A 22131-nucleotide genomic window follows, 5' to 3' on the forward strand; every position below is an offset into this window, starting at 1 on the left:
GGGGTATGTTACTGGGCAGCTTCCGTTTCGCCCATGTTCAGGATCGGTACGGTGGTAGCGCCCTGTCCCGCCATATAGGTGGGCAGTTTGCCGTCCCAGCTCTTGATCTCGTTGAAGCGGATCAGGTTTTCCGTCAGGGATTCGGCGATCTTCTTGTTCGCCTCAGCTTCAGCTTCGCTGCGCACCTGCAGGGCATAAGCGTCTGCGTCCGCGTTGATCTTCGCCACATTGGCTTCCGCTTCAGCATTGATGCGTTTCCGCTCTGCCTGCTGCTGGGTTTCCATGGTCATCTGGTTCTGCTCAATTTCAGCCTGCAGCTTCTTCTGGGCAGCCACCTGCTTGGCTTCAACGGCATCGGTAAAGGCGTCGGTGAAGTCCAGGTTCTCAATGCTCACGCTGATTACGTTGATGCCGTATTCATCCAGTTCATTGTCCAGGCCTTCGCGGATGGATTCGCTCAGCTTCTGGCGGTTTGCCACCAGGTTCTCGGCAGTGTATTTGCTGAACACGCCCTTGGTAATCTCCAGCATCCGGGGATAAACCAGCTTGTTGAAGTAGTCTGTACCGACTTCCTTGAACAGGTTCATCGCCGTGCTCTTGTTGATCGCATAGTTGATGGATCCGGTAATCTGCACCTGCTGGATGTCACTGGAGAACGCTTCCGTGTTGAAGGTGCTCTTCTGCTCACGGTTATCCATGGGAATAATTCTCTGGAAGGGGCTCTTGAAGTGCAGTCCCGCCTCCAGCGTAACGTCTTCAACCTTGCCGAAGGTCGTCACAATACCGGTATACCCCGTCTGCACCGTCGCGGTGCACGTTGTCGCCACCAGCAGCACCAGCACAATGGCGGCAATCAGAATAATCAGTCCCTTTTTCATCGTTTCTCGTTCCTTTCATGCCCCTCTTCGGGGCTTAATGCCGGCCCTGTTTACCGGCTGAAAAGAGAATAGCAGAAAGAAAGCCCCCGGTAAATATCGTATTTCGCAATTTACCAGGGGTTATTTCTCCATTTTCAGTTATGGCTTTCATCCAGTCTCTTAGGCAACCTTTCTCTATGCTTTTCTCTTCACTCTTCTGTCGGTTTTCTCACCTTATAGTAATAACTTCTTGATATGCCCAGCACCTTGCATACTTTACTTACCGGATATTCCTTGAGTTCCTTCTGTGCAAATCTCACTCGTCTGTCGGGTTTTTCGCATAGTATGCTGTTGCATTTTCTTAGAATCTCATTCTCCATCTTCAGCTCTGCATTCTCTTTGCGACGTTTTCTCAGCTCAGCATCCTCTGCCCTCTGATGTCCTTTCCCTACGAACACTTTTTCACCATTGATCTCGTATGCGCTCGTCCACTGATAAAGCAGGATCTTGTTGATTCCCAGCCTTTCCGCTGCTTCTGCATGCTTCATTCCATCTTTTAGAACCATTTCACATGCTTTGACCTTAAACTCCTTGCTGTATGTCTTATGCATTTGTGTTCACCTCTTCCCTTTACTTTACCATTCAGTCTTTGATGTGTCCACTACTGCCGTACAGCATTTTTATTTTTCAGTTTTAAGTCTTAAGTTTTCAGTATTCATTAAAACAACCTTCGGAATCACATTCCGAAGGTTGTTTGATTTATCTCTCTTTTCCCATAAAGAACAGTGCCAGGGTTCCGGGACCGGCGTGGGCGCCGATTACAGAACCAATGCTGGTAATCAGCGTCACATCCATGCCGCATTCGTTCTTAATGATATCCTTCAGCATCTCTGCGTCTTCCAGGCAGTCAGCATTGGAAATGAAGATCGGGGAATCCGGCCGGATCGTCTGGCCCAGTTTCTCTGCCAGCGTCTTGATGGACTTTTTCCGTCCGTGCACCTGGGTCATCTTGATCAGGTGGCCTTCATTGTCCACATGCAGCACCGGCTTCACATTCAGCGCCGTACCCAGCAGAGCTGTGGCTGCGCTGACCCGTCCGCCGCGCTTCAGGTATACCAGGTCTTCCACCGTAAACCAGTGGCACACATGGGGAATCTCCTTCCGGAGCGCTTCCGCGTTTTCTTCCAGCGTCATGCCTGCGTCCCGGTTCTTCACGGCCAGATACACAAACAGGCCTTCGCCGGCGGAAGCGGACAGAGAATCGATCGCTTCGATTTTCCTGTCAGGATACTTTTTTGCCAGTCTTTCTGCAACCTTCTTGGCATTGTCAGGGGTCACGCTCAGTCCGCCGGACAATCCCAGGTACAGGATATCCTGACCAGCTTCAAGGATCTCAGTGAACGCGTTTTCAAACGCGTCTTCATTGACGCAGGAGGTCTTGGCAACCCGTCCCGCGCGCATGGACTTGTAGAACTCGCCGATCGGTTCGTCGTGATCTTTCTGTTCCACGTTTGTATCTGTAAACAGGAACGCCAGCGGAAGCATCTTTACATTCCATTCCGCCAGTTTGTCCGGATGAATATCACAAGCGGAATCTGTAAACAATACATAATTCTCAGCCATTTTTTTCCTCCTGCTATACACTGCCGGCCGGTAGGCCGGCGACAGTGAGAATATATCATTCGTGCCATTTTATGTCAACCAACCCATTGTAAAAACATCAACAATACAAAAGAGCCTGTTGACAACCTTCCCCTTCCGGGCATATAGTCATTGCAACGGTAATGAGATCCGTTTTTCAGAAAGGAGATTTCAGCAATGAAATCATTCGCAGCTATCTTCTTCTTTACCAAGTCAGCGATGGATTAATCAGACGCACAGAGCGCTTTGAATCCACCGCCTTTTGAGATGAAAAAAGGCGGTGGTTTTTTTCTGGAAACTATCTGGCTTTCTTGATAGTTCCGCTCCATCGGTTGAGGATGCGTCTAAATCTCCGATTTGCGTAACGCTTCCCATGCTACAGCCGTCCATTACTGCAAGCCGAAGGCGCCGCAGAAATGGGTAACGGCGATCACAGACCGATACCCATCGCTGACTAATACCTTAAGGCTTAATGCGCTCTACACAGTTTTGCAACATCACAAAGGAGTGAACGCTTATGAAGAGATATTACCAGCCGGAAATTGAAACAGCCCCAAGGGAAAAAATCCTGGAAATCCAGAATGAAAAGCTCGTCAAACAAATCCACCATGTCTGGGACAACGTCCCCTATTACCGTCATCTGATGGAAGAGAGAGGTCTCACGCCGGATGATATCAAAACCGTGGACGACATCAAAAAGCTCCCCTTCCTCAGCAAAGCGGACCTGCGGGACACATATCCCTATGGACTGCTGGGCACTGATCTGAAGGACTGTGTCCGCATCCATTCCACCTCCGGTACTACCGGCAAGCGTGTTGTCGCCTTCTACACCCAGCACGATATCGACCTGTGGGAAGACTGCTGTGCCCGGGCGATCGTCGCTGCCGGCGGCACAGAAGAAGACGTGGTACAGGTTTGCTACGGCTACGGCCTCTTCACCGGCGGTTCCGGCCTGCATGGCGGTTCCCATAAGGTAGGCTGCCTGACCCTGCCCATGTCTTCCGGTAACACAGAGCGCCAGATCCAGTTCATGATGGACCTGGAATCCACCATCATCTGCTGCACGCCTTCCTACGCCGCCTACATCGGCGAATCCCTGAAAGAGCAGGGATTCAAGCCTGAAGATAACAAGCTCAAAGCCGGCATCTTCGGTGCGGAGCCCTGGACTGAAGAGATGCGCCATGAAATCGAAAAGAGCCTGGGTATCAAAGCCTACGATATCTACGGTCTCACTGAAACCAGCGGCCCCGGGGTGGCTTTCGAGTGTGAAGAGCAGAAGGGCATGCACATCAATGAAGACCACTTCTACGCTGAAATCATCGATCCCGATACAGGCGAAGTCCTGCCGGAAGGTTCTGTCGGTGAGCTGGTCTTCACCGCGCTGGATAAGGAAGCCTTCCCGCTGCTCCGCTACCGTACCCGTGACCTTTGCGTGCTGAACCGTACGCCCTGCTCCTGCGGCCGTACTCATGTCCGCATGGCCAAGCCCATGGGCCGCAGTGACGATATGCTAATCATCCGCGGCGTCAACGTCTTCCCGAGCCAGATCGAAACCGTCCTGCTCAACGAAGGCTATACGCCCAACTATCAGATCGTCCTCGACCGTGAACGGAACACTGATACCTTCGATGTCTATGTTGAAGTCAGTCCGGACCAGTTCTCCGACCTGATGGGCCAGATCCAGAAGATGGAAAAGGGGCTTGAGTCCGCCATGCGCACAATGCTTGGTATCGGACCCAAGATCCACCTGGTTGCCCCCAAGACCATTACCCGCAGCGAAGGTAAAGCCGTCCGCGTCATCGACAAACGCAAACTCCACTGATATAATATAGAAAAACATTGCACGTTCCTTATGTCATCCTTTCTCTTTTCGGCATGAACCCAAGCAATAATTCTGAATTCTGAATTCTTAATTCTGAATTGAACAGGAGGTTCCTATGGCTATTACGCAATTGTCCGTCTTTCTGATGAACCAGCCCGGCGCGCTGATCGAAGCCATCCAGGCCCTTTCCGACGCAGGCATCAATATCCGTGCCATGAGTATTGCCGAAGCCAATGACTTTGGTATTCTCCGCATCATCGTTTCCGATACTGACACCGCCTGCAAGGTCCTGGGTGATAAGTATCTCTTCTCCAAAACAGAAGTGGTTGCCGCACTCATGAGCGACCGCAGCGGCGCCCTCTACCCCATCCTTACGGCTCTCAACGAGGCAAACATCAATATTGAATATATGTACGCTTTCACCGGTTCCGGCCCGGAAGAAGCCTATGTGGTCATCCGGGTCAATGATGTAAAAACCGCGGAAGAGCTGCTGAATGCCAACGGCATCCGGACTCTTTCCGATGAAAGCCTGAAAATCTGAAATCTGCTTTCATTCTTTACGATTTTTGCATTGTTTTCGCCGTACAAACTCCCATTTCATGGGAATTTGCCTCATTTGGTTTTCTTTTGCCATTTGCAGTCCATTGTTGCTGAAGCCCTTATGTGATATAGTATCTTTTGGCGGAACGATCCGCAGAACACATTTTCAGTATCAGGCGCACAGCGCGAAAGGAAGAGGCATATGAAGAAGGTTATCTGCAAGATCGAGTACGATACCGACGCTTCCGAACTGATCCAGAAGAAAGTTTTCGGCGTATTCGGCGATCCCAAGGGCTATGAAGAGTCCCTGTACAAGACCCAGGGCGGCAAGTTCTTCCTGTATGGTTACGGCGGAACTGAGTCCCCCTATCCGGAAGAGACCATCAAGCGTCTCGCCGCTGACAAGGTTAAGGCCTGGCAGAATAGTTAAGTGAAAAGCAGCCGCCCTTCGGGGCGGCTCTTTTACACTTAACTATTAACTCTGCACTCTTCACTTTTCACTCATCACTCTTAACTCATCACTCTTAACTCATCACTTGCCTGCCTCCGGCAGGCTTTTTCAATTCAAAAGAACAGCTTCCGCTCCGGAAGCTGTTCTCCCCACCATTATTAAGTTATTGAGGAGTCATCCGTGCTTTAGCACGGCTAATGACTCCCATGCTACAGTCGTCCATTTCTGCAAGCCATAGGCGCCGCAGAAATGGATTACGACGATCGCAAAGTTTTCATTTTTCAGTATTCATTACATAAAAAAGAATGGTGCTTTATGCACCATTCTTTTTTGTATTAATTAGACAATTCCCTGAGCGTTCATCGCGTCGACAACCTTTTCGAAACCGGCGATGTTCGCGCCGACCACGTAGTTGCCTTCGAAGCCGTACTTCTTGGCAGCGTTGTCGATGTTGTGGAAGATGTTCGCCATGATGCCCTGCAGCTTCTGGTCAACTTCTTCGAAGGACCAGCTCAGGCGCTCGCTGTTCTGGGACATTTCCAGAGCGGAGGTGGCCACGCCGCCGGCGTTGGCAGCCTTGCCGGGCAGGAAGACCACGCCGTTTGCCTGCAGGTAATCGGTCGCTTCCTGGGTGGTGGGCATGTTCGCGCCTTCAGCAACAACCTTCACGCCGTTGGCAACCAGGGCCTTGGCATCATCCAGGTTCAGTTCGTTCTGGGTCGCGCAGGGCAGAGCGATGTCAGCCTTCACGGACCAGACGCCGCGGCCTTCATGATATTCGGCGTTGGGGCGATAGTTCTTGTACTCGCTCAGGCGGGCACGCTTGACTTCCTTGATCTCCTTCAGGGCAGCCAGATCGATACCTTCGGCATCGTACACCCAGCCGGTGGAGTCAGAGCAGGTCACGGGCTTGCCGCCCAGCTGATAAGCCTTTTCGATGGCGTAGGTCGCCACGTTGCCGGCACCGGACACGATCACGGTCTTGCCCTGCAGGCTGTCGCCCTTGCTCTTCAGCATTTCCTGGGTGATGTACAGCAGGCCGTAGCCGGTCGCTTCTTTCCGGGCCAGGGAGCCGCCGTAGCTCAGTCCCTTACCGGTCAGCACGCCTTCGTATACGCCGCGGATCCGCTTGTACTGTCCAAACATATAACCGATTTCACGGGCACCGGTTCCGATATCACCGGCGGGCACGTCAGTGTCAGCACCGATGTACTTGCACAGTTCGGTCATGAAGCTCTGGCAGAAAGCCATCACTTCGCGATCGCTCTTACCCTTGGGGTCAAAGTCGCTGCCGCCCTTGCCGCCGCCGATGGGCAGGCCGGTCAGGGAATTCTTGAAAATCTGTTCGAAGCCCAGGAATTTGATGATGCCCAGGTTTACGGACGGATGCAGACGAATGCCTCCCTTGTAGGGTCCGATGGCGCTGCTGTACTGCACACGGTAGCCGGTGTTCACCTGAACCTGTCCCTTGTCATCCACCCACGGCACGCGGAACTTCAGCTGCCGTTCCGGATTGACCAGACGCTCCAGCAGGGCGTCCTTGCGGAACTTTTCTTCATTGGCATCCACCACGGGGCGCAGGGAGTTCAGCACTTCCTTGGCAGCCTGATGGAATTCGGGCTCGTTGGGATTTTCCCGGACAACGCGTTCAATGACCTCATCAACGTAAGACATGTGAATCGAAACCTCCTTTGGTTTTGCTTATGTTCTGATAGAACAAAGCGCCTTTAACACACACTGTTAAAGACGCCCTTGCCTTTACGGGAGAAAGTGTATGCCTGCCCGGCGCCTTTGTCAATGCGCCGGAAGGTCGTTTTCCGTATTAATCCTGTTTTTTTGTCATTCAGCTTTTTCCGCTGAAGGCGTGTACTCCGCATCCATCCAGGCTGTGCGTTCAGCAATCCACTTCTTCAGGTAGACCACCGCCCTCTCAAAGCTCCCTCCGGATCCGGGACCTGTCGCGTCCCGGCTGACGTTCCATCTGGTATAGTTCATCTTCACTGAAGCGTCGATCCGATCCGCGTACTCATCCAGGGAACGGACTTCCCCTTCCGTTTCGGCCTCTTTATCGCCCAGCAACACCGCAGTTGCGGAACGGAAGGTCTTCGCCCAGATCTCCCCGACCTTCTGCCTGAAAGCCATGTGATTGTACAGCAGCCAGTACAGATTGCCGTTTCTCCGGTAAGCCGTCAGGTACTTTCCTGTCGGAGGGTATCCCCTGTCATTCATATTACCGAAGCAAAGGTCATAGTCCCAGGAAGGCCCTGCGTAAATCAGCGGATCATTCAGGTCCGAATCCTTGTACAGGAACTGGCTTCCGCCGGTAAAGTCATAGTTCTTGGTCCATTCCTCAATCAGGAACCGCTGGGCAAAAGAGGTTACATCCAGGTATTCCTCATAGGACTTTCCAGTTTCTGGTTCAATCCCGTCCTTTGCCAGGAGGGCCTTGTGCATTTCTGTTATCCGTGCAAACAGGTATTCCGCCTGACCCCGGCTGGGATAAGTCGGTTCCTTGATCCGGATGTTCAGTTCTTCCTTTGTCCGGAACCCAGCCAGCACGTAATTCTTCATCCTGGCCTTTTTTTCAATGGTCAGGATGTATCCGCCGGTAACATCCTCCGGATCCTTTATGTCGGGATAGCTCCGGATCAGCGGATACGCGGATGACTTTTCCGTGATGATCGGTCCGGCGTTGAACGGTTCACTGTTAACCTTTTCCGTCGCCTTTTCCAGGTTGGCGATGTCAATCCTGTCCCCGCCGATCTGGATCTTTTCCGTGATCAGATATAGTCCCTGATAGTTCCCGTTGATCCATACGTCTGCCTGGACGCAGTCCACAGCATTCTTCAGCCCGATTTCCCGGCTCATATCCAGCACGATCTGATTCCGCAGCAGGCTGACGTCCACCCAGTTGGCAAGCAGCACCCAGGTTTTCCCTTTCCCCATGCCACTGAGGGATGCCTTTTCTCCCAGTTTGATTTGATACGGTTTCTTGCTGTACCGGAATGAATTGTTTCCCCGGCCCTTCAGCTGTTCCAGCGTACCGTCATAGGTAACCGTTCCGTCTGCTTCTATATAGGCGGCATGACCTTCCGTGATCACGTTTTTCTTGCTGTTATTGACTTTTTTCAGTTTCTCTCCGTCAACCTGAAGCAGCAGTGCGGGAATGTCCGATCCCTGCATGATGGTCAGCATGCCGCGGTTTTCACCGCCGCCGTCCAGCACCTGGATCTTCTGTCCGTTCAGCCCGGACAGGTCGGTTTCCCGCCCTGCCACTGCTTCTGTTCGATCATCACCCAGCAGGATGGTTTCCGAGCCTTCCAGCTCCAGCGATATCTTTGTCAGGTCCCAGCATCCCGGCAGGAAAAGCGTCATCTCTCCCCGCTTCCACCGGGCCGTCACCTTTTCACCGCTCACAGACGGACAGCTTGCTGTCAGCGTTCTTTCCCGCACAGCAAAAGCGTTCCCAGTGAATAGCAGCAGAAACAGGATCCCCGTCACGGCGATCCTGACAATTTTTCTGATGGTATTCTTCATACCTTCATTCCTTCCTGCTGCTTCCTGCCTGGACATTATATCATTATTCATCCTTCACTAAAAGAAAATACAGAATCATAGATTCTGTATTTTCCTTATAAACTCTTTCACCCGTTCTTCCTCCGGGTTTTCAAAGAATTGTTTTGACGGAGCGGTTTCCACAACCTTCCCGCCTTCCATAAACATGACCTTGTTGGACACATTCCGGGCGAAATCCATTTCGTGGGTGACCACCAGCATCGTCATCCCGTCCTCCGCCAGTTTCCGCATCACAGCCAGCACCTCGCCGATCAGTTCAGGATCCAGCGCGCTGGTCGGCTCGTCAAAGTAGATGATTTCGGGATTCGTCGCCATTGCACGGGCAATCGCCACCCGCTGCTGCTGTCCGCCGGAAAGCTGGTTGGGATAATTCTGCAGCTTATCCGCCATGCCCACCTTTTCCAGCATTTCCAGGGCAACAGCCTCTGCTTTCTTCTTATCCATTCCCATTCCGGAGGTCAGTCCCAGCGTCACATTCTGCAGCACCGTCTTATTCAGGAACAGATTGTAATTCTGGAAAACAAAGGCCGTTTTCCTTCTCAGCCGGGCTATATCCCTTTTTCCCGTGCTGTGCAGGTCAAACTTTTCCCCGTCAAACGTCATGCTCCCGCTGTCCGCGGTTTCCAGATAATTCAGGCAGCGCAGGAAAGTAGTCTTTCCTGAGCCGCTGGGGCCGAGAATGGCTACTACGTCACCTTTCTCCACGTCCAGGCTGATACCGTCAAGTACCGTCAGTCCGCCGAAGCTTTTCTTCACATCTCTGATTTCCAGCATCATGCGCGGACACCTCCATAGCTGCCGAGCTTTTTCTCTCCACGGTGTTGCAGCCAGGTCAGGATCGTGCAGAAGATCAGGTAAATCAACGCTGCTTCAATGTACAGCGCCAGCGGCTCATAAACCCGCCCGTTAATCACCTGTGCCTGACGGAAAAGTTCCATGACCGTGATCGTCGCTGCCATGGATGTTTCCTTCAGCATGGCAATCATAGAGTTGGACAAAGCCGGGAAGGCGGTCCGCATTGCCTGGGGTAGCACCACATGCCACATAATCTTCGGCCAGCTCATTCCCACGCAGTAGCCGGCTTCCAGCTGGCCTGCGCTCACGCTTTCCAGGGTCCCGCGGATCGTTTCAGCCATGTATGCGGCTTCATTCAGTCCCAGGACAATAACCGCCGACGGAAACGCGTCCAGCACAATACCGATCTTGGGCAGTCCGTAGAAAACAATATAAAGCTGCACCAGCAGCGGTGTGCCGCGGGTAATCCAGATGTAAAACCGGCAGAGCTGGCGGATTCCCTTCACCCTGGCATACTGAATCAGGGCCACGCCCAGCGCCACTGTCAGTGCAAGTGCAAAAGACAGGATGGTCAGCGGAATGGTCACCTTGATTCCGTATTCCAGCATTTTCGGAAAGGAATCCGTTAGAATGCCCCAAAGTCTTTCAGTCATTGATTATCACCTGTATCGGCGTATGATTATTCTTCCTTTGTCAGGTCCCTGCCGAAATACTTGTTGCTCAGTTCTGCCAGCTTTCCGTTCTGCCGTGCCTCTTCCAGGATCCGGTTGATCTCCTCCATCAGGGTTTCGGTCCGTTCGCCCTTCTGCATGGGGATCGCCACCGGTTCACCGGCAACGCTCAGCACAACCTTGATCTGTGCTTCCGGATGTTCCGCCAGATAGGCATCCACGGAATCCTTCGCGTTCAGCGTAGCTTCCACGCGGCCCTGCTGCAGCATTTCCATGGTTTCACCCAGGGTGTCCACATAGACCACCTCGGCACCGGCTGCTTCAGAACGCATGGCATAAGTGGAGTTCGGGGAATTTGCGGTCTTCTTTCCTTTCAGATCGTCCAGGGACTTGATGTCCTCATTGTCCGCCCTGACTACCAGCACCATTTCTGTATAAACGTAAGGGGTGCTGAAGTTATAGCTTTCCGCCCGTTTTTCCGTATAACCCACACCGTTGCAGGCAATGTCAAAGCGTCCGGAATCCACACCGGCCAGGATGCCGTCCCATGCGGTTTCCATGTATTCCGGGGTTACGCCCAGTCCTTCCGCGATCAGGGCGCCGACCTCCACGTCAAAGCCGGTCAGTGTGCCGCTTTCATCGTGGTAGGTCCAGGGCTGCCAGGCACCTTCCATGGCGATCGTCAGGGTTCCCCTCGCCTGGATTTCCTCCAGGGCAGTTTCCGCCATTGCGGCAGAAGCAGTCAGCATAAACAGGGCCATCAATACAGCTACCAGCTTCTTCATTTTCGTTTTCTCCTTCATTATTCTTCTATGTTGTCCAGCAGCTTATGCAGCAGCCGGTACAGTTCATAGGTTTCCTCCTGCGGAAGGGTGATGCATCCTCCGATCTTTTCCGGAATGTCCTTCACCTGTTCACGCAGAGCCCAGCCCTTTTCTGTCAGGCAGATTGACACGCAGCGCTCGTCATCTTTGCAGCGGCACCGGGTCAGCAGGCCGCTCTCTTCCATCTTCTTGAGCATCGGGGTCATTGTGCCGCAGTCCAGGTACAGCCTGCTGCACAGTTCTCCGACTTTCTCCTTACCGGTTTCCCACAGAGCCAGCATCACGATGTACTGAGTATAGGTCAGGCCCAGCGGCTTCAGCAGCGGGCCGTAAGCATTGGTCACCTTCCGGGCGCAGGCATACAGCGGAAAACAGAGCTGGCTGTCCAGCTTCAGCTGGGGGTATTCTTCCCCGGGCTGCTTCCTGTTCTGATCGCTCATGGCTGTTGTTCCCTCCATCAAAGATTACCGTCGATCCACGCAGTCAGCTGCGGTTCCGGACGGAAGCCGATGCTCTGGTCAACAAACTCTCCGTTCTTCAGCAGCACGAGGCAGGGTACGGAATTCACCCGGTACTGCATCGCCAGCATCGGACTTTCATCCACGTCCACGCTGTAGAAACTGACCTTGTCGGCATACTTTTCGGAAATGTCTTCCAGTACCGGTGCCAGCATCCGGCAGGGTCCGCACCAGGTTGCGTTGAAATCCACTACAGCCACGGGTGCCTTCATTGCTTCGTTCTGGAACTCTTCAGTATTAACCTTCTTAACCATTGTTTTATCCTCCTTATTCTTTTGCTTTCTTATCGATATAGGCTGCCGCGCTGATGGCGGCAACATTTCCTTCTCCCGCCGCCTTCACATACTGGTAAGGTGTTCCGGTCAGGTCTCCGCAGGCAAACAGTCCCGGGAGATTGGTTTCCATCCGGCGGTTCACTTTCACATGCGTTCCGTCTGTTTCCAGCCCTGGCACCAGCTGGGACGGCGCCACTGCTTCCCGCAGCACGAATACCCCGTCGGTAGCGTACTCTCCGGCTGCTGTCTTTACCGCAAGGCCGGTCTCCCGCTTCAGGATTTCCTCCGGTGTTTCGCGGATGACCTCCACGCTTTCCGGAAGGTCTGTCTCATCCTTATACATCGGGAAATATGTCACCCTGCTGCATACGCCTGCCAGGAAAGCGGCTTCCGCTTCTTCCCGGGGGCTGTAGCCGATCACCACAGCGGTTCGGCTACGGTACAGCGGTGCGTCACAGGTTGCACAGTAGCTCACGCCCCGGCCCAGGTATTGTTCTTCTCCCGGCAGGGTTTTAGCCATCACCACGCCCGTGGCAAGGATCACCGTCCTGGCCTCCAGCATTTCCTCCCCCGCCTGCAGTGCGAAGTAATCACCCATCGCATAAACGGCGCCGATTCTCTGCTCCGTCACTGGGATTTCCATCTGCTCCAGCTGATTGCGGAAAGCGGTTGCCAGGTCTTCTCCTTTTACAAAAGGCAGTCCCGGATAATTCCGGATTTCGTGAGCCTTGGCTACCTTTTCACTCATCTGCCGGCTGCCCAGCAGCAGGATGCTTTTGTTCCGGTTCTTCGCCGTCAGCGCCGCCGAAACCCCTGCAGGTCCGGTACCGATTATGGCGATATCATAGCGTTCCACCGCATCCCCTCCTTGAAATCCTTTTTGCATTTATATTTTATCAAATATATTTACTCTGTCAATACCTTTGATAAAATATTTTTAAAGTTCAAGTAAACGAAGATGCCAACCCATATGTCATTCCGACCAAGCGTCAGCGCGTGGAGGAATCCCTTTATATAGTTTGTACTTGTTTATACATAATACCAGTATTGATTCAGCAAAAGGCGCCTGAATCCTTTATAGGCAAACAGTATATTACAACATTCGCCGCCAGGCGAATATATCACATTGAGCCGCAGGCTCAATATATCATATTCTACTGAAAGCAGAATATATCATGTTTGCCTTTGGCAAACATATCATTCACAATTCGGAATGTGTTCCGAATTGTGATATAATGTCTCCATCCTTTTAAGGAGGAGACATTATGAAGGTGAAGGATACCCTGCTCTTATTTGATCTGGATGGTACTCTCTGGGATTCCGCCGCGCCCGTTGCTGAAGCCTGGAATGAAGTTTTCCAGCGGGAATGCCCCGGCCTGCCCCTGCTCACAAACGACGATATTCACAGCGTTATGGGGCTGACCATGAAGGAAATCGGCCAGACGCTTTACGCAGACCTGGAGATTCCCCGCCGGGATGAGATCTTTGATATCTGCTGCGTCTATGAAGTGGAGTATCTCCATTCCCATTGCGGCACCCTCTATCCGGATTTCCGTGCGACCATGGAAGCCCTGAAAGCGGAAGGCTATCAGCTGGCTGTGGTCAGCAATTGTCAGCGGGGCTATATCGACGCTTTCCTCGCCTCTTCCGGTGCCGGCGATCTCTTCCTCGATTATGAGGAATGGGAGCGCACCGGCCTGACCAAAGGCGAGAACATCCGTCTCGTCATGGAACGCAACGGTTACAAAAAAGGCGTCTATATCGGAGACACGAAAAAAGACCAGGAGGCTTCCCTCCAGGCCGGTATTCCCTTCATCCACGCCGCCTATGGCTTCGGCAAAGCCGAAAACCCCGACGGCGTCATCAACGCCTTAACCGAACTCCCCGCGGCTCTCAAAAAACTGCTTAAGTAAACCTTTTTTAGCATTCCTTTAACTGACCATCGTTGTCATTTCGAGCAACGCCGCAGGCGGCGTCGAGAAATCCCTTTCTATGCCCGAAGGGCACATATTATCAAGAAAACTCCTGCGATGTCGCAGGAGTTTTTTCCACCATTATTCATTCTTAAGTTTTAAGTCTTAAGTATTCATTATAATTCATTACTCTACACAATAGAGTATATGCAAATTCCTCACTTCCCCATCCTTAATTCCGTCATTCACCGAATACGCATGCTTCTCCAGATCTCCGCAGGTTGCTTCCGTCAGTCCTTGTTCCTGCAGAAGATCAATCACCTGGGAAGCGATCCCCTCCATGCAGAAGTATTTGTCCTCCGCGATGGTTTCCCCGTTATCGGTGGTCAGCAGCCATTCCAGGCTCCTGCCCAGGTCCTCGCCTCCCGGCAGTGCCTTCAGTGCCCGGAAGCTCCACTTGTAATACGGCATATACGCCCTGTTCAGCAGGAATACTGCGGACAGGGTGTTTTTCACAAATTCACCCACTGCCAGCTGTGCCGCACCGGTTTCTCCGTGCTTCAGGCACCGCTGATAATTGTACTGTCCGCTCTGAGCCATCAGCAGCAGCCGGCCGGCCAGCCGCTTCCGGCGGATGTCCTCCGGCATATTCTTCAGGAGGGTCCGGCAGTCCGTCAGCAGCCCGGCCGGATCCCGGAACACTTCGCCGTTCACAGCCTCCGCCAGCGCGTATTCCGGCAGCCGCAGCCACTGTTCCGTTGTCAGCTGCTCCGCCGGGCACCCGATCTTCTCCGTAAAATATTCATCAATCCGAAAAACGCCATGCCGCTGTCCGCCCACCGGCTGCAGCTTTTGCCGCCGGTATCCTTCGAATTCGGCGGGCAGCTTCGCATATGCCCGTTCCATCAGGAATGCCGTCCGCCGGTCCACAATTTCCTCTCCGGGGATAAACAGGCAGAAACCTGGTTCAAAGTCATGATCCCGGGAAATGTCGTCGTCAAACCCGTAGCATTCTGAACCGCTTCCGGTCAGTGCCGCGGCAGCAATTTCCTCATATTCGGGAAACTGTTCCCGGATCATCGGCACCCCGTACGTTTCCCAGTAGGCCCGTGCCAGTTCAAGACCTGTCATTGATCTCTTCCGCTCTCTTTCTCAGTTCCGCTTCCGTAGCGAACCAGCCGTAGTGGCCGAATACCGGCGCACACTTTTCACATACAAAGGCATAGTATCCGTTCCGCGGCAGGCTCTTCGTGTTCAGCAGTTCCTCCGCCGTTTCCAGGTATTCTTCCACGGTCGCATCCGCGTTTTCAGCTCCCATCGCTGCTTCCGCCGCATCCGCCATGTTGAGCCAGGTAATCGCCTGTTCCAGTTCTCCGTGTTCCTGGGTTTTCATTACACAGATGGCCTTGCGGAACATTTCCATGGCTTCGTCATACTGTCCGCAGACCGCCAGGGAAAGTGCCATGTTGTTATACAAACCGCCAAGCCTTCCGTCGTTCAGCGGCAGGTTCTTTTCATAGTTGGCCCGGGCCCGTTCAAAGTATGCCAGTCCGCCGGCGGGATCCCCGAAGGCTTCCCGCACCGTACCCGCGTTCACCCAGGTCGTCCCGGCCGTTACCGTATCCTGCATGCCCAGCTTTTCCACCAGTGCAGCTGCCTGCTCAGCATTCCGGAGGGCAGGTTCCTGTTTTCCCTGTTTCCGGTAATAGCCCATCAGCTCGTTATGCAGCATCAGCTGGCCACGCTCGTCCCGGTTGGCTTCTGCCTCTGCCAGCCAGTACTTCAGGTGCCGTTCCACGGCAGGCCAGTCATTCCGGTCCTCATACTCCCGGAGCTTATCCATGATCCGTCCCACAGGCACCGGCTGCACACTTTCCTCTTCGCCCGGTTTTCCGCACAGCACGCATCTCGGATCCACATAATCTTCTCTATTCAGATTCATCCCGATCCACAACCTCCTCTCCTGTATCATCCCGTATGTAAAGAAGTATTAATTCTTAATTCTGAATTCTTAATTCTTAATTTGATCTGATGCTCCGCATCATTCCCCTGACTCCTTCTTCTATCTGCTTCAGCACGCCGTTAAAGTCCCGGGTATACCAGGGATCGTCAATCTCCTGTCCGGGCTTTCCCGCCCAGTCCAGCAGCATGGACAGTTTCCCTTCCGGGTCCCCGCCGTAGATATGCCTCATATCCCACATGTTCTCATCGTCCATTCCGACGATATAATCCCACTGTGAATATTCTGCCCGTGTGGTCTGCCTGGCCGCATGCCGTTCACACTGGTATCCGGCCGCAGCCAGGGCTTTTTTCATCGGCGGATAGATGTCGTTTCCAATCTCTTCCCGCGTTGCCGCCGCGGAAGCAATCTGCAGGTCTTTCCTCCCCTGCTCCCGCGCCATTTGCTTCATCACCATTTCCGCCGCAGCACTTCGACAAATGTTCCCGTGGCAGATAAAAAGCACTTTGATCATTCTTTCGAAAAACCTTTCATCACTTGCCGGTGCTTGATATTATGCACCGTTTTATGCCATAAATGCTTCGATCTCATCAGGATCTTTAATGATATCCTTCGAAAGGACTTCGCACCCGTCCTCAGTAATCAGGAGATCATCCTCGATACGGATACCGATTGCTTCTTCATCGATGTATAATCCCGGCTCATTGCTGATAATCCAGCCGGGCGCAAGCACATCCCCGGCCAGGGAGATGTCGTGCACATCAATCCCGATAGGGTGGCTCACGCTGTGCATGTAATACTTGTTTACCTCTGAGACCTCCTGGATCATCCCCAGGGCAATCAGACCTTCCCCGAGGGTCCGACTTGCGACATCGTTCAGGTCTTTTATGGTCATACCAGGCTTCGCGGCCGCAGCAACCGCCTCATTCGCTTTAAGGACCAGCTCATAGATCTCGCGCTGTCTCGGGCTGAACTTTCCGTTAGCCGGATAGGTCCTCGTAATATCGCTGCAGTAGTTTTCATATTTTACGCCCAGGTCTAGCAGGACCAGTGAGCCATCCTTCACTTCACAGTGGTTTGTCTCGTAGTGCATCATGCATCCGTTAATGCCTGAACCGGCGATCGTGGGGAATGCCTGGCGCTTCACGCCCAGCCGTCTGCATGTATACTCAAAGTCCGCCTGTACCTGATATTCCATCATACCCGGTTTCAGGTTTTTCATCACATATTCCAGTCCCTGGCGGGTAATGTCCACCGCTTTGCGGATGCTTTCCACCTCCTGCGCATCCTTCTGTTCCCTGAGCGGCACGCAAGCCGTATGCAAATCCTTCAGGATCACATGCGGATAGGCCTGCCTGAACCGTTCTGCCATTACCAGATTGTAATCCGGCAGATCGTTCATCTGGCAGCGGTACAGGTCGAAGTACGCCTGTTCCACATGGAACCGCCCCATAAAGCTGCTGATCGCACCTTCCAGGCTGTCCGTATAGCGTACGTCCTCAATCCCGGAGATTGCCCGGGCTTCCTCCACAGTAGGCATTTTTCCGGTCCACCGTTCAGAAAGCGGATCCGGCTCTTCAATGAACAGAAACTCCCGTGTCTTTTCCGCCGTCTTATATGCCAGGAACGCTGTATTTTCCCGTTCCAGTCCTGTTAAGTAGAAATACTGGCTGTTGACCACGAAATCAAAATAATCATCCTCATTGGTATGAATGGGGATACCGGCATAGGAAACTACCAATGTGTTTTCCGCCAAAGATTGATAAAGTCTTTCCCTGTGTTCTGCAAATGACATGATGTTTTTATCCTTTCTTTGATTCCGCAAAACTTCACGAGATAATAGTTTGTTATTGCCTGCGGGCATGTCCCGTTATCCCTTCAGTCAGTGCTGACGTGGCGGACAAACAGGATTTTGATCATATGTAAATCATCGCCAGCAGTAAGGCCAAACAGCAGAGCCATCCCAGGACAAACAGGATCAGATGCTTCTTTTCGGCGTGGATCGCAATGTATTCCCGAATCATGGCGTTCGGCCAATAGTAGAAAGTCACATGACTGCCGATGCCGGTACACTTCAGGCGGATCTCACGGCAGTACCGGAGAGCCCTGTACACATGGTAATTGCTGGAGACGAGTGCCGTATACTTTCTTCCGGGAAAACTGTTGATGATTTCCTGGGAATAGCGCAGGTTTTCAAGAGTTGTTGTGGACCGCTCTTCCGGAAGAATGTCCTCCTCCGGGATGCCTTTCGAAAGCAGATACCGTTTCATTGCTTCCGCTTCCGGAATGCTTTCATCAGAGCCCTGTCCGCCGGAAGGAATCAGTTTGGGCGGTGTCGGATCCTGCCTGTATACCTCAATCGCCTTATCCAGGCGATCCTGCAGCAGTTTCGGAACCCTGTCCCCTTCCAGCAGGCCTGAACCGTGGATAATCACATAATCGAAGTCTTTTTTCCGGGGGATGATCTGAAGGAACAGCGTATAAATCATGAAAATCAGGAAAGATACTGATCCGTAAATGACGGTCATGCAGAAAACAGCACCCAGCACCGGCCATATAGTGCGTTGAATCAGAAAAGGCGTTTTGTTTCCGACGTAGGCATAGTATAGTACGCCTGCCGCCAGGATGGCTTCACCCGCCAGGATAGCAATTCCGAGGCCCAAGGAAAGCAGCTGGGAAAGATGCCTACCTTCTTTCCGCATCATCACAAATCCGTTATAAATCAGGAAAAAAGGAACAATCAGAATACTCAGCAGGAAAGCCATTATGATCACAATCATAGGCTCCTGCCAGTTGTTCCCCGAGATACATATAATCAAAGGAAACAAAGAAAGGATAGCAAACGTCAGGACATAACAGTTCCGGTATCTGCTCCGGTCTTTATGGAACAGGTAGAGAAATACTCCCCAGCATACAAGAGAAAACCCGAGTGTTGCAGCTACATTCACGCAAATAACCTTCTTCTCTGAAAGGAATCCTGATCAGCCATATCTGACAAATCCTTCCCGGATCTTTTGTCTTTTCGTAAAGAACAGTTATTCTTTTTCGATAGAGTATGGCATCAATTTCCCGATCATTTTATAGGATATCATATTGAACTCCTCACGGGCAACAAAAAGCCGGCTGAATCATCAGCCGATTTTTTATGGTATATCCTTTTTTCCTGTTCCTTTTCAAAAACCAATACTGGATTCCACCGAACCGTTTCCGGAAATTTACTTCTGTCCCAGGTGCGGTACGGTTTTGCGGAATACTTCCAAAGCCATCGGCATGCACAGGGGATTGGCTGAAAGGATAGCCGTGGAAAGGTCGTAATCCATTTCTCCGCCTGCCAGCGGCATCTGTACCTGTCCGCCCGCCTCCTGTACGATCAGGCTGCCTGCGGCATAATCCCACGGTTTCAGCCTCAGTTCGAAGAATATATCATGCCTTCCGTAGGCCAGGTATGCCAGGTCCAGCGCCGCTGAGCCGCTCCTGCGGATATCCGCGCATTGATGGAGATATTCACTTGCCAGCTTCATGCCGATATCTTCCAGTTCCTCATAATAAGGCGCCGTTCCGAAAGCAACCAACGCATTCCGGAAAGGCGTATCAGACACATGGATCGGGCGGTCATTGAGGAATGCCCCCGCTCCTTCTTCAGCATAGAACAGTTCCTGCGTAAAGGGCTGCCAGATCACGCCGATCACCGGCTTTTTGTTCCGGCACAACGCAATGGATACTGCTGACATGCGGTAATCATGGATCATATTGGTCGTGCCGTCCAGCGGATCCACAATCCATGTCGGCACGTCCGTCAGGGCCTGGTTTTCTTTCTCCTCCCCGATAAACTCAGAACCGGGCAGCAGCTGCAGAAGCTCTTTCTCCAGAAACTCCTGAACCTTGCAGTCGATGTTTGTCACATAATTCGCGTGGCCTTCCTTGCTGACCACGTCTGTCAGCGCATCCCGCCGGAAAAAGGCACCTGCTTCCTGTGCGATCTGTATCAGCCTGTTCTTCACAATTTCTCCTCCGGTCTTTCCTGATTCTTCCTTATTACCTGCTTGATCAGCATATCACAGATAGGTATCTCGAACAACAATCATTCGGCCCGGACGCTTTCCGGTCGGTATAAAAATCGGGGTTCCGCCGAAGCGGAACCCCTTAACCCTGGTTATGAAGAAGATCCTGTCAAAATCACTTTACGGCCTTGGACAGGGCGTCGTTGACAGCTTCCTTGTAGCCGTTCATGGAAACGGTCACGCCGGAAACCACGTCGATGTCCAGGCTCTGCTTTTCAACAGTCTGGGCAGCATACTGCGGGAGCGCAACACCGCCGAGACCTTCGGTCTCAGCATGCTCAAGGATTTCAACATTGTCAATCTTTCCATCCTTGATGATGACCTTAACCTTGATCTTGCCGTTGATGCCGTTGCCTTCGCCTTCGTATTCACCGTCAGCGAAAGTACCGGTAACGTCGGCGGACGCCGCAGCGATAGCACTGGCGGGTCTGGTAGTGCCGGGCGCGTAGATCTCACCAACGAAGGTGGTCACAGGGGTTTCTTCGCTCTTGAATTCGCCCTTGGCGCGCTTGGCGGCGTTGGTACCGGAAATGCGGCCGAAGACCATGGTCTCGCCCAGGTTGCCGGAGCCGTTGTACATGTCGCAGAAGATGGAGCCCATTTCACCGGCTTCGAACAGACCTTCGATCGGCAGTCCGTCAGTGTTGATGACCTGGCCGAACTTGTTCTTGCGGGGACCGCCCTGGGTGTTGAAGTAGGTCGGGCCGATCTTGGTGGCGTAGAAGGGGCCCTTCTTGACGGGCACCATGGTGCTGAAGGGACGGCCGTAGTCGGCATCCTCACCGGCATCATAACGCTTGTTGTAGGCATTGACCGCAGCCACGAAACGCTCGGTGCTGAAGTCGGGAGCATCCTTGCCGCCCTCGGACTGCCGGATCGCTTCGGCCAGGTCTTCCAGCGTTTCGCCCATCAGGACTTCGCCGGTGGCCAGCTCGTCAACATATCCGTCAGAGAAAGCGCTTACCAGCTTCTTGCCATTGGCCAGCTGGTCGGAATCCTGCACCAGGTAGGCCGGCAGGGGCATGGGAGTGGAGATCCAGCGGCCGCCGATGTAGATACGGCCATGGCGGGTAGCACCGGATTCATCCATGAAGCGGTCGCCGCCCAGGCCAACGTAGATACCGCTGGTGGCATTGGGGCCGCTGAACAGGCTCACAGCGTCCAGGTGGGGCCGCTTGTGGGTCCAGGTGAAGCCGGCGGAGTTAGACATATGCCACAGGTCGGCACCAGCTCCCAGCGCCATCTTGATGCCGTCGCCGTCGTTGTACAGACCACCCTGCTGATGGACATAGGGCATCTGCAGATAGCTGGAAACCATTTCCTGGTTGTGTTCGAAACCGCCGCAGGCCAGAACCACACCGCCGTTGACCTTGATCTTCACGTCAGTGCCGTCCTTGTTGATGATCACACCGATCACAGCGCCTTCAGCGTCGGTAATCAGCTTCTTACCGGGAGCGGAGAACCACACGTCGATGGGACGGGCTTTCACAGCTTCCTGGCACAGGTTGTAGTAGCCGCGGTCGAAGCGGGAACCGGTAGCAGTCAGGCACAGGCAGTGCTTGCTGGCGGGGATTTCCGGGAACTCAGCCCAGTTGTAATACCAGTAATCGGTACGGCCCAGCTTGTAGGGGTCGGTCAGGTTGCCTTCGCTGCCGTCAGCATATTTCCAGTCCTTGTTGGTGGCTTCCATGCCGGCAGAGGGATGATCGGTAGGAGAAATGATCGCAGCATCGCCGCCCATGGGGCCGGTCATCCAGGCATAGTTCTCAACGCAGCCTTCGCAGTAAGCGCGGACAGCGTCGGGATCCCAGTTCTGGAACTTGCCCATCAGGGTGGTCAGGTACTCATACAGTCCGTCAGCATCATCGGTAGCCATAACGAACTGACCGGAAACTGCGGTGTTTCCGCCTTCAGCGCCTTCGGGGGCTTTTTCAGCCAGCAGCACCTTCGCGCCCTGCTCAAAAGCAGCAACAGCAGCGTTGGCACCGGCTCCGCCGTAACCCAGCACAACTACGTCATACTCCGCGTCCCACGCGATTTCTTCATCAGCCTTTGCGTCACGCAGGTTCAGTCCGGCACTGGCAACAGTCAGCCCTGCGGCACCAATGGCAGCGCCCTTCAGGAATGAACGGCGGGAAATGTTTTTTTCCATGGCAAAAGACTCCTTCCTTGTATAGCCACTCATCTGGCTTTTATTTGTATCAAAATTATAGTATCTTTGCTCTTG

At 53.0% G+C, this 22131-nt stretch carries 22 protein-coding genes; 4 read left to right on the forward strand and 18 right to left on the reverse strand.

Features of this window, described 5'->3' with window-relative positions; all coding sequences use genetic code 11:
- Positions 1-8: 8 nt before the first annotated feature.
- From JYE49_RS07755 to JYE49_RS07765, 3 genes are all read right to left on the reverse strand, one after another.
- Positions 9-878: an SPFH domain-containing protein gene (locus tag JYE49_RS07755; RefSeq protein ID WP_093957243.1), complete on the reverse strand. Its 870-nt coding sequence runs from the start codon at positions 876-878 to the stop codon at positions 9-11.
- 188 nt (positions 879-1066) lie between these two features.
- Positions 1067-1468, reverse strand: coding sequence for a transposase (locus JYE49_RS07760; RefSeq protein WP_093957242.1), 402 nt, complete (start codon positions 1466-1468; stop codon positions 1067-1069).
- 148 nt (positions 1469-1616) lie between these two features.
- On the reverse strand, positions 1617-2480 hold the full coding sequence (locus JYE49_RS07765) for a DegV family protein (RefSeq protein WP_093957241.1): 864 nt from the start codon (positions 2478-2480) through the stop codon (positions 1617-1619).
- Positions 2481-3015: 535 nt separating this feature from the next.
- Between JYE49_RS07765 and JYE49_RS07770 the strand changes: the two genes are divergently transcribed.
- From JYE49_RS07770 to JYE49_RS07780, 3 genes are all read left to right on the forward strand, one after another.
- Positions 3016-4320: a phenylacetate--CoA ligase family protein gene (locus JYE49_RS07770; protein ID WP_093957240.1), complete on the forward strand. Its 1305-nt coding sequence runs from the start codon at positions 3016-3018 to the stop codon at positions 4318-4320.
- 115 nt (positions 4321-4435) lie between these two features.
- Positions 4436-4861 carry an ACT domain-containing protein gene (locus JYE49_RS07775; protein ID WP_143754491.1) on the forward strand — a complete coding sequence of 142 codons (426 nt, stop codon included), beginning with the start codon at positions 4436-4438 and terminating at the stop codon, positions 4859-4861.
- A 201-nt stretch (positions 4862-5062) separates the two neighbouring features.
- The gene (locus tag JYE49_RS07780; protein WP_093957238.1) at positions 5063-5290 is read left to right on the forward strand and encodes a hypothetical protein; all 228 of its coding nucleotides are present in this window, start codon (positions 5063-5065) and stop codon (positions 5288-5290) included.
- A gap of 360 nt (positions 5291-5650) precedes the next feature.
- Here JYE49_RS07780 and gdhA read toward each other — a convergent pair whose 3' ends face one another.
- From gdhA to JYE49_RS07820, 8 genes are all read right to left on the reverse strand, one after another.
- On the reverse strand, positions 5651-6985 hold the full coding sequence (gene gdhA, locus JYE49_RS07785) for an NADP-specific glutamate dehydrogenase (protein ID WP_093957237.1): 1335 nt from the start codon (positions 6983-6985) through the stop codon (positions 5651-5653).
- Positions 6986-7150: 165 nt separating this feature from the next.
- Positions 7151-8848 (reverse strand): CotH kinase family protein, encoded by a 1698-nt coding sequence (locus JYE49_RS07790; RefSeq protein ID WP_179217316.1) that lies wholly within the window; start codon positions 8846-8848, stop codon positions 7151-7153.
- A gap of 75 nt (positions 8849-8923) precedes the next feature.
- Positions 8924-9661: an amino acid ABC transporter ATP-binding protein gene (locus JYE49_RS07795; protein WP_179217321.1), complete on the reverse strand. Its 738-nt coding sequence runs from the start codon at positions 9659-9661 to the stop codon at positions 8924-8926.
- Entirely contained in the window at positions 9661-10335 is a 675-nt protein-coding gene (locus JYE49_RS07800; protein WP_093957234.1) for an amino acid ABC transporter permease, read from the reverse strand. The genes JYE49_RS07795 and JYE49_RS07800 overlap by 1 nt, the downstream gene beginning before the upstream one ends.
- Before the next feature lie 26 nt (positions 10336-10361).
- Positions 10362-11138, reverse strand: a complete 777-nt coding sequence (locus tag JYE49_RS07805; protein WP_283399374.1) for a transporter substrate-binding domain-containing protein — start codon at positions 11136-11138, stop codon at positions 10362-10364.
- A gap of 17 nt (positions 11139-11155) precedes the next feature.
- Positions 11156-11617 (reverse strand): MarR family winged helix-turn-helix transcriptional regulator, encoded by a 462-nt coding sequence (locus JYE49_RS07810; RefSeq protein ID WP_093957232.1) that lies wholly within the window; start codon positions 11615-11617, stop codon positions 11156-11158.
- A gap of 17 nt (positions 11618-11634) precedes the next feature.
- Positions 11635-11949, reverse strand: coding sequence for a thioredoxin (gene trxA / locus JYE49_RS07815; RefSeq protein WP_093957231.1), 315 nt, complete (start codon positions 11947-11949; stop codon positions 11635-11637).
- 13 nt (positions 11950-11962) lie between these two features.
- Complete coding sequence (locus JYE49_RS07820; protein WP_093957230.1) at positions 11963-12856, reverse strand: NAD(P)/FAD-dependent oxidoreductase; 894 nt, start codon at positions 12854-12856, stop codon at positions 11963-11965.
- Between the two features lie 379 nt (positions 12857-13235).
- Here JYE49_RS07820 and JYE49_RS07825 point away from each other — a divergent pair, with 379 nt between their 5' ends.
- Entirely contained in the window at positions 13236-13883 is a 648-nt protein-coding gene (locus tag JYE49_RS07825; protein WP_093957229.1) for an HAD family hydrolase, read from the forward strand.
- Positions 13884-14069: 186 nt separating this feature from the next.
- Here JYE49_RS07825 and JYE49_RS07830 read toward each other — a convergent pair whose 3' ends face one another.
- From JYE49_RS07830 to JYE49_RS07860, 7 genes are all read right to left on the reverse strand, one after another.
- The gene (locus tag JYE49_RS07830; RefSeq protein ID WP_093957228.1) at positions 14070-15014 is read right to left on the reverse strand and encodes a DUF4037 domain-containing protein; all 945 of its coding nucleotides are present in this window, start codon (positions 15012-15014) and stop codon (positions 14070-14072) included.
- Positions 15001-15825 (reverse strand): tetratricopeptide repeat protein, encoded by an 825-nt coding sequence (locus tag JYE49_RS07835; RefSeq protein ID WP_093957227.1) that lies wholly within the window; start codon positions 15823-15825, stop codon positions 15001-15003. Before JYE49_RS07835 ends, JYE49_RS07830 begins: the two co-directional genes overlap by 14 nt.
- Before the next feature lie 76 nt (positions 15826-15901).
- A complete protein-coding gene (locus JYE49_RS07840) occupies positions 15902-16357 on the reverse strand; it encodes a low molecular weight protein-tyrosine-phosphatase (RefSeq protein ID WP_093957226.1) in 456 nt (151 codons plus the stop codon).
- A 51-nt stretch (positions 16358-16408) separates the two neighbouring features.
- On the reverse strand, positions 16409-17638 hold the full coding sequence (locus JYE49_RS07845) for an aminopeptidase P family protein (protein ID WP_093957225.1): 1230 nt from the start codon (positions 17636-17638) through the stop codon (positions 16409-16411).
- A gap of 121 nt (positions 17639-17759) precedes the next feature.
- Complete coding sequence (locus JYE49_RS07850) at positions 17760-18623, reverse strand: YdcF family protein (protein WP_093957224.1); 864 nt, start codon at positions 18621-18623, stop codon at positions 17760-17762.
- Between the two features lie 435 nt (positions 18624-19058).
- Positions 19059-19844 carry an inositol monophosphatase family protein gene (locus tag JYE49_RS07855; RefSeq protein ID WP_179217315.1) on the reverse strand — a complete coding sequence of 262 codons (786 nt, stop codon included), beginning with the start codon at positions 19842-19844 and terminating at the stop codon, positions 19059-19061.
- Between the two features lie 175 nt (positions 19845-20019).
- Positions 20020-22056, reverse strand: a complete 2037-nt coding sequence (locus JYE49_RS07860; protein ID WP_179217314.1) for an FAD-binding protein — start codon at positions 22054-22056, stop codon at positions 20020-20022.
- Positions 22057-22131: the final 75 nt, after the last annotated feature.

Source organism: Aristaeella hokkaidonensis (genome assembly GCF_018128945.1).
In the GTDB taxonomy this organism is placed as follows: Bacteria; Bacillota; Clostridia; order Christensenellales; family Aristaeellaceae; genus Aristaeella; species Aristaeella hokkaidonensis.

Excerpts from the sequence above, each read along its gene's own strand:
- JYE49_RS07755 (WP_093957243.1), bottom strand. The coding sequence starts at position 878 with ATGAAAAAGGGACTGATTATTCTGATTGCCGCCATTGTGCTGGTGCTG.
- JYE49_RS07760 (WP_093957242.1), bottom strand. The coding sequence starts at position 1,468 with ATGCATAAGACATACAGCAAGGAGTTTAAGGTCAAAGCATGTGAAATG.
- JYE49_RS07765 (WP_093957241.1), bottom strand. The coding sequence starts at position 2,480 with ATGGCTGAGAATTATGTATTGTTTACAGATTCCGCTTGTGATATTCAT.
- JYE49_RS07770 (WP_093957240.1), top strand. The coding sequence starts at position 3,016 with ATGAAGAGATATTACCAGCCGGAAATTGAAACAGCCCCAAGGGAAAAA.
- JYE49_RS07775 (WP_143754491.1), top strand. The coding sequence starts at position 4,436 with ATGGCTATTACGCAATTGTCCGTCTTTCTGATGAACCAGCCCGGCGCG.
- JYE49_RS07780 (WP_093957238.1), top strand. The coding sequence starts at position 5,063 with ATGAAGAAGGTTATCTGCAAGATCGAGTACGATACCGACGCTTCCGAA.
- gdhA (WP_093957237.1), bottom strand. The coding sequence starts at position 6,985 with ATGTCTTACGTTGATGAGGTCATTGAACGCGTTGTCCGGGAAAATCCC.
- JYE49_RS07790 (WP_179217316.1), bottom strand. The coding sequence starts at position 8,848 with ATGAAGAATACCATCAGAAAAATTGTCAGGATCGCCGTGACGGGGATC.
- JYE49_RS07795 (WP_179217321.1), bottom strand. The coding sequence starts at position 9,661 with ATGCTGGAAATCAGAGATGTGAAGAAAAGCTTCGGCGGACTGACGGTA.
- JYE49_RS07800 (WP_093957234.1), bottom strand. The coding sequence starts at position 10,335 with ATGACTGAAAGACTTTGGGGCATTCTAACGGATTCCTTTCCGAAAATG.
- JYE49_RS07805 (WP_283399374.1), bottom strand. The coding sequence starts at position 11,138 with ATGAAGAAGCTGGTAGCTGTATTGATGGCCCTGTTTATGCTGACTGCT.
- JYE49_RS07810 (WP_093957232.1), bottom strand. The coding sequence starts at position 11,617 with ATGAGCGATCAGAACAGGAAGCAGCCCGGGGAAGAATACCCCCAGCTG.
- trxA (WP_093957231.1), bottom strand. The coding sequence starts at position 11,949 with ATGGTTAAGAAGGTTAATACTGAAGAGTTCCAGAACGAAGCAATGAAG.
- JYE49_RS07820 (WP_093957230.1), bottom strand. The coding sequence starts at position 12,856 with ATGCAAAAAGGATTTCAAGGAGGGGATGCGGTGGAACGCTATGATATC.
- JYE49_RS07825 (WP_093957229.1), top strand. The coding sequence starts at position 13,236 with ATGAAGGTGAAGGATACCCTGCTCTTATTTGATCTGGATGGTACTCTC.
- JYE49_RS07830 (WP_093957228.1), bottom strand. The coding sequence starts at position 15,014 with ATGACAGGTCTTGAACTGGCACGGGCCTACTGGGAAACGTACGGGGTG.
- JYE49_RS07835 (WP_093957227.1), bottom strand. The coding sequence starts at position 15,825 with ATGAATCTGAATAGAGAAGATTATGTGGATCCGAGATGCGTGCTGTGC.
- JYE49_RS07840 (WP_093957226.1), bottom strand. The coding sequence starts at position 16,357 with ATGATCAAAGTGCTTTTTATCTGCCACGGGAACATTTGTCGAAGTGCT.
- JYE49_RS07845 (WP_093957225.1), bottom strand. The coding sequence starts at position 17,638 with ATGTCATTTGCAGAACACAGGGAAAGACTTTATCAATCTTTGGCGGAA.
- JYE49_RS07850 (WP_093957224.1), bottom strand. The coding sequence starts at position 18,623 with ATGATTGTGATCATAATGGCTTTCCTGCTGAGTATTCTGATTGTTCCT.
- JYE49_RS07860 (WP_179217314.1), bottom strand. The coding sequence starts at position 22,056 with ATGGAAAAAAACATTTCCCGCCGTTCATTCCTGAAGGGCGCTGCCATT.